Raw genomic sequence first — 6900 nt, forward strand, 5'->3', positions numbered from 1 at the left:
AAGCTCGTACTTGGTAAAACCAAGCATGGAGTTCAAGCAGTCGGGCAAGCTGGCCAACGTCCTTTACGAGATCCGTGGACCGGTGATCGAGCACGCGAACGCGCTCGAGGAGGCCGGCCACAGCGTGCTGCGCCTCAACACCGGCAATCCCGCGCTGTTCGGGTTCGAGGCACCCGAGGAGATCCTGCAGGACATCATCCGCACCCTCCCCCAGGCCCACGGCTACAGCGACTCGCGCGGCATCCTGTCCGCCCGCCGCGCCGTCGCCGCGCACTACCAGGAGCGCGGGCTGCCCGATGTGGGAGTGGACGACATCTTCCTGGGCAACGGCGTCTCCGAGCTGGTCCAGATGGCCGTCCAGGCCCTGCTGGACGACGGTGACGAAGTCCTCATCCCGGCGCCGGACTTCCCGCTGTGGACCGCCGTCACCAACCTGGCCGGCGGCAAGGCGGTGCACTACATCTGCGACGAGTCCGCCGACTGGTTCCCGGACCTCGACGACATGGCCGCGAAGATCACCGACCGCACCAAGGCCGTCGTCATCATCAACCCCAACAACCCCACCGGCGCGGTCTATCCGAAGGAGCTGCTGGACGGCATCCTCGACCTCGCCCGCCGCCACGGGCTGATGGTCTTCGCGGACGAGGTCTACGACAAGATCCTCTACGACGACTCCGTCCACCACACCGCCGCCGCCCTCGCTCCCGACGTCCTCTGCCTCACCTTCAGCGGCCTGTCCAAGGCCTACCGCGTCGCCGGTTTCCGCTCCGGCTGGCTGGTCGTCTCCGGCCCCCGGCAGCACGCCAAGAACTACCTGGAGGGCCTGGTCACCCTCGCCTCCATGCGGCTGTGCCCCAACGTGCCCGCCCAGCACGCCATCCAGGCCGCGCTCGGCGGCCGTCAGAGCATCAAGGACCTCGTGCTGCCCGGCGGCCGACTCCACGAGCAGCGCGACATGGCCTGGGAGAAGCTCAACGAGATCCCCGGCGTCTCCTGCGTCAAGCCCAAGGGCGCCCTCTACGCCTTCCCCCGGATCGACCCCAAGGTCCATCCCATCCACGACGACGAGAAGTTCGTCCTCGACCTCCTCCTCCGCGAGAAGATCCAGGTCGTCCAGGGCACCGGCTTCAGCTGGCCGCGCCCCGACCACTTCCGCATCCTCACCCTCCCCCGCGCCGACGACCTGGATGCCGCGATCAGCCGGATCGGCCGCTTCCTGGCGGGCTACCGGCAGTGAGCCCGGGGGCAAGCTGCGCCACGAGGTCCCCGGCGGTGACCCGGGTGAACGCCGCCGCGTCCGACGGCCCCGGGAAGAGCCGGTAGGCCGTACCGGTCGCGGTGGGCGGCACATCCGGCAGGTCGGCGTGGACCAGCGCGAGGAAGGCCCGCCGGCCGTCGAGCGCGCCCGCCAGCTCCTGCGCCGGGCGGACCGCGTCCGGCCGCCATCCGTCGCGTACGCGGATCGCGAAGTCGGCGGCGGGCTCGTCCGCCTCCCGCCGGTACGACCAGAGCTCACCGTCCCCGCGGCCGCGCACCAGCACCTCGCCGTCGGTGCGGGCGGCCGCGGTCCAGCACGCCAGGTCCCAGAGCGTGGCCCGCCCGGCCGCCACGAACGCGTCCGTCACGAAGGCGTCCGTCAGGTCGCGGCCGATCCGGGCGATGGCGTTGCGGTAGCGCCACACGTTGTGGTTCGTGCCGGTCGTGCCGAGCGCGACGTCCGTCCACAGGGCCTTGCGGGCCGCCAGGTCGACGACCATCGGTACGCAGATCTTGGCGGCGCCGGCCAGGTCGAAGCGCTGGCGTACGGTACGCGGATCGTACGGGGCAGCGGTCGCGACCGGACGGCGCCGGGTGCGCGACACCGACGTGGTGACGGTGTCGACGGCCATGAACCCGGCGAAGGCGTCCGGCAGTTCGTCGAACGGCACGTCGTTGTACGACAGCACGAGCGGCACGACATGGCGCACGCCTGCCTTCGCCAGGCGCGGCAGGTTCAGGTCCACGTACTCGGTCGCCCCGTCCGGCGCCGGGGCCGCGACGAGGTCGCCGGAGTGCAGCGCGGCGCCGCCGCCGTACTCGAGCGTGGTGTAGTCGCACAGCCCGACGAACCGCCACTGGTCGTCGTACATCGCCACCGACAGGTCGAGGTCCACCCGCACCTTCGGCGGCTGCATCCAGTGCAGAAAGAGCCGTACGGTCTCGCCGTCCCGGGGCATCGGCAGGACGCTGCCGCGCGGCACCGCGACCAGCGACACGGCCGAGGCGCGCTCGGCGAACGGCACCGGCAGGTCGCCCAGATCCGCGTCCAGCACAGCCACCCCGTAGGGCTCGCCGGGCAGGGCCGCCAGCCGCCGTACGGCCTCGGCCTCCAGCAGTTCGGCGGCGCGCCGGGCCGTGCGGACCGGCAGCGGCGGCCGGTCGTCCGGGACGGCGTAGGCCTTGGCGATGCTGCCGCGCGGGAAGAACACCCGCCGCCGCCCGGGCTCCGTACGCACCTTCAGCCGCCCGAGCGCGCCGAGCAGCGGCCCGGGCGCGCCCTGCGGAAGGGCCTCCCCCAGGGCCGCCACGACGGCGTCCTCCAGCGCGCTCGCCCCGGTGGCCGTCAGCAACTGGTCCAGCCGGCGCAGCAGTTCGCCCGGCCTGGCGCGCAGCAGCACTGCCGCTCGCGCCGCGTCGTGCGCCGAGAAGGCCGCCTCGACCTGGCCGGCCCAGGTCGTGAGCCGCAGCCGGTCACCGACCAGCCGTACGTGGTCCTCTTGGCGGGCGGCCTCGCCCAGAAGCTGCTCGGTCACCGCGCTCCCCCGCAGGGCCGCGAAGGCGAGTGCGACCCGCGCAAAGCGGCGTGCGTGGGCGGGCTCGAAGGGATGCAGGACCTCGCCGACGCGCTTCCACGCGCCGGGGCGACGGGCCAGGTCCTCGGCCAGGTAGGGGAACGGAAGACCGTCCAGGACGCCCAGCAGTTCGCGCCGCAGCGGGCGCGGCAGGCTGCGCAGGCGCGGCGGCGCGAGCAGATCCGGGTCACCGCCGGACCACACCACGAGCAGGCGAAGCACATCGGTGGCGGTGCCGAGATACCGCGTCAGCAGCGGCCGTACGACCGGCGCGCCCTCGGGGTCACGCAGCAGCGTGCCGAGGGCCAGCGCCTTGCTCTCGCGCAGCGGGATGTCGGCGGGCAGCCACTCGGCGGCCCGCGCCGCGTCGGCGTGCGCGAGCAGCAGGAACAGGTCGTCATGGTCCTGCGGGGGCAGTGGTGTCCGGCGGCCCAGCAGCCCGCTCAGCTCGGCCGCCGCGTCCTCGCCGGCGTCCGTCCCGAGGCGCAGCACCCGCAGCACCTCACCGGAAGCCGCCTTGCGCCGTGCCTGATCCCGGACCGGCTCCAGCCAGGGGCGCGCGGGCTCCCCGGTCTCGTATCGCCGCTCGCACACCGGGCACGCGTACCACTGGCAGCACTCCTCGCAGCAGCCCCACTCCGCGCCGCTGCGGCAGCCCTCGCACACCAGATGCCCGCAGAAGCGCACCGCCCTGACGGTGCCGTCCGCCGCCGGCCGACCGCAGGCCATGCACGGCTGGTGCGGCTGGGCCGCGAGGAAGCCGAGGACGGTGCCGGTGTACCGGCCGCGCGCCTCCTCGTACGGGACCATGTCCGGGAACCGGCGGAACAGCGGGGCCAGCGAACGGTCCGTGCCCATCAGCGCGTCGACATCGGCCAGCAGCCGCTTCCCCGCCTCCGCCAGCCCGTCCGGTCGCAGCCCGGACAGCGCCTTGCGCAGTGGGGCGGTCAACAGGTGTCCCCGGTCGGCCAGTTCGGCTTCGAGAACGACGACCCCGAGCTCGGACGCCGGGTCGCCGGCCGGGTCGGCGGAGACGTAGACGGTCTGGCGGCGGCGCAGCAGCAGGCTAGCGAGATCTTCGGCAGTCATGGATAGCGTCCCCCCGGTGGTACAGAAGCGGGGGCGGAAAGTGGGCGCACTACGGTTTCTTTTGCAGAGAAGCAAGGAGAAGGAAGCACGCCGCGGAGCCGCCCCCGCCTCGTCAACGTACCGAAGGGCCTGCGGGACCGCATCGCATTAAGTGTGAAGTCCGGGGCCGGTGCGGGAGACGAGCCTGAAGGTCCTGGCACCGTTCGGGAGGGTCGTGGTCTTCGGCGACGCCGGCCGCCACGAGGACTGGACGACGTCCGTACGGGACCTGTGGAAGCACAACCGTTCGGTGAGCGGCTTCAACATCGGCGACCTGGCCCGCCGGGCGCCGGAGCTGCTCGCCGCGTACACCCGGTCGTCGCGGGAGCTGCTGGCCGCGGGCACGGTGGCCGTCGACATCACCGGCACGCTGCCACTGGCGGAGGCGGCTCGGGCGCACAAGGCGCTGGAGGCTGGAACGACTCGGGGCACGGTGGTGCTCCGGGTCGCGGAGTAGGCGCCGCAGCCGACCGCTTGTCAAGGGCAAGGGCATTGCGGAGGGTGGGGTTACCCCCACCCCTGGGGAGGAGGTGGCACGTCCCCGGTTCACCGGTCAGCCGGATGGGGTGGCCGGGCGGCCCCCTCTAGCGTCGTAAGCACTTCGTAAACGTCGCAAGAGGGGGACGAACCGTGGCAAGCGCACACGGCACCAAACAGGGAATAGCCGCCGCGATGGGCGGGTGGAGCGCCCGGCACCGCTGGCTGGCGGTGGGCGGATGGCTGGTGTTCGTCGTCCTGGCGCTGGCCATCGGGTCGGTGGCGGGGCGGGTGGACGTCACGAAGACCGAGGAGGTGCCGGGCGAGTACGGCCAGGCCATGCGGATCCTGGACGACGCGGGGCTGGGCAGCAGCCCGGCCGGGGAGATGGTGCTGGTCCAGGCGACGGGCGGCGGGAAGGTCACGGTGAGCGACCCCGCGTTCCGCGACGCGGTCGACGGGGTGATCAGCGCCGTGCGGGGCACCGGCGAGGTCACCGACGTCCAGTCGCCGTACGACATCGGGACGATTTCGGCCGACCGCAGTTCCGCACTGGTGAAGTTCGACATGCGGGGCGACCCGGACACCGCCGCTGACCGGGTGCAGCCGGTTCTGGACGCGGTGGCCGGGGTCCAGGGCGAGCACCAGGCGCTGCGGGTCGAGGAGTTCGGCGACGCGAGCTCGGAGAAGGTCTACAACGACGCCTTCGGCAACGACTTCCAGCGCGCCGAGTACTCCGCCCTTCCGGTCGCGCTCGGCATTCTGCTGATCGCCTTCGGCGCGCTGGTCGCGGCGCTGCTGCCGGTCGCGCTGGCGATGACGGCCTTCATGGCGACGACGGGCCTGGTCGCCGTCGTGAGCCATGTGGTGCACATGAGCGACACCGCCAACTCCGTGATGCTGCTGGTGGGTCTGGCGGTCGGCGTCGACTACTGCCTGTTCTACCTGCGCCGCGAGCGCGAGGAGCGGGAGGCCGGCCACGACCCGCGGACGGCGCTGCGGATCGCGGCGGCGACCTCGGGGCGGGCGATCCTGGTGTCGGGGGTCACGGTCATCGTGGCGATGGCGGGGATGCTGTTCACCGGGATCGGTGACTTCAAGGCGATGGGGCTGGCCACCATGATGGTGGTGGCCGTCGCGATGTTCGGTTCGGTGACGGTGCTCCCGGCGCTGCTGTCGCTGCTCGGGGAGCGGGTGGAGAAGGGCCGGATCCCCTTCCTGAACCGTAAGAGGCGTACGCGTACGAGGGGCGGCGGCACCGGCGAGAGCCGCTTCTGGCGGGCCGTGCTCACCCGGGTGCTGCGCCGGCCGAAGCTGTCGGTGGTGCTCGCGGGCGGGGCGCTGGTGGCCGTCGCGATCCCGTCCGTCGGGCTCAACACCGCGAACCTCACGCTCGACCAGGAGCTCGGCGGCAACCTGTCCATCGTCCAGGCCTACGACCACATGAACGCGGCCTTCCCCGGCGGCCCGGACCCGGCCAAGGTGGTGGTCAGGGCCGACGACATCACGGCGGCGCCGGTGCGCGCGGCCATCGAGGACTTCCGTAAGGAGGCGGTGGCGAAGGGCGCCAGCAAGGGCCCGGTGGAGGTCGCGTACCACGACAAGGCGAACGTGGCGGAGATCAGCGTTCCGCTGGTCGGGGGCTCGGACCAGGGCAGGGCCGAGGCGAGCCTCCGCGTGCTGCGCGATCAGGTGCGGCCCGACACGCTGGGCAAGGTCGCCGGGGTGAGCGCGCCGGTGGCCGGTTCCACGGCCTCGTCGATGGACTTCAACGACAAGCTGGCTTCGGCGACGCCGCCGGTGTTCGCCTTCGTGGTGGCCTTCGCCTTCGTGCTGATGCTGCTGTCCTTCCGGTCGCTGACCATCGCGCTGACCTCGATCGTGCTGAACCTGCTGTCGGTGGGCGCGGCTTACGGCGTACTCACCGTGGTCTTCCAGCACGGCTGGGGCGCGGGCCTGGTCGGGGCGACGGGGGTGGGCGCGATCGTGTCGTGGCTGCCGCTGTTCCTGTTCGTGATCCTCTTCGGACTGAGCATGGACTACCACGTGTTCGTGGTCTCGCGGATCCGTGAGGCGCGGATGCGGGGGCTCACGACGCGGGGGGCTATTGAGCACGGCATCACCACCACGGCGGGCGTGGTCACCAGCGCCGCCGTGATCATGGTCGCGGTCTTCGCGATCTTCGGGACGCTGTCCATGCAGAGCATGAAGCAGATGGGCGTCGGCCTGGCCGCCGCCGTGCTCATCGACGCGACCGTGATCCGGGGCGTACTGCTTCCGGCCGTCATGGCCCTGCTCGGCGAGCGCAACTGGTTTCTGCCCTCGTGGCTGCGGTGGCTGCCGGACATGACGCACGACGAGGTGGTCGCCGCTCCGGCCCGCCCGGCAGCGGCGCCCGTGGAACCGTCACGCGTGGGCGGCTGAATCGCCCGCCATGACACCGCCGGCCCGGCCTCCACTTGGG

The 6900-nt window shown here is 72.3% G+C and carries 4 protein-coding genes; 3 read left to right on the plus strand and 1 reads right to left on the minus strand.

Going from position 1 to position 6900, the window contains the following annotated elements; translation table 11 throughout:
- Window positions 1–25 precede the first annotated feature (25 nt).
- Window positions 26–1237 (plus strand): pyridoxal phosphate-dependent aminotransferase, encoded by a 1212-nt coding sequence (locus ACFXJ5_RS28285; protein ID WP_384636865.1) that lies wholly within the window; start codon window positions 26–28, stop codon window positions 1235–1237.
- On the opposite strand, the gene ACFXJ5_RS28290 is transcribed toward ACFXJ5_RS28285, so the two are convergent.
- The gene (locus tag ACFXJ5_RS28290; protein WP_384636868.1) at window positions 1197–3920 is read right to left on the minus strand and encodes an MXAN_6230/SCO0854 family RING domain-containing protein; all 2724 of its coding nucleotides are present in this window, start codon (window positions 3918–3920) and stop codon (window positions 1197–1199) included. The two genes, ACFXJ5_RS28285 and ACFXJ5_RS28290, sit on opposite strands and share 41 nt — an antisense overlap.
- A 169-nt stretch (window positions 3921–4089) precedes the next feature.
- Between ACFXJ5_RS28290 and ACFXJ5_RS28295 the strand changes: the two genes are divergently transcribed.
- A complete protein-coding gene (locus ACFXJ5_RS28295) occupies window positions 4090–4416 on the plus strand; it encodes a zinc-binding dehydrogenase (protein ID WP_384636871.1) in 327 nt (108 codons plus the stop codon).
- Window positions 4417–4631: 215 nt separating this feature from the next.
- Entirely contained in the window at window positions 4632–6860 is a 2229-nt protein-coding gene (locus tag ACFXJ5_RS28300; protein ID WP_384636911.1) for an MMPL family transporter, read from the plus strand.
- Window positions 6861–6900 lie beyond the last annotated feature (40 nt).

Origin of the sequence: Streptomyces sp. NPDC059373 (genome assembly GCF_042751495.1) — a bacterium.
Lineage (GTDB): Bacteria > Actinomycetota > Actinomycetes > Streptomycetales > Streptomycetaceae > Actinacidiphila.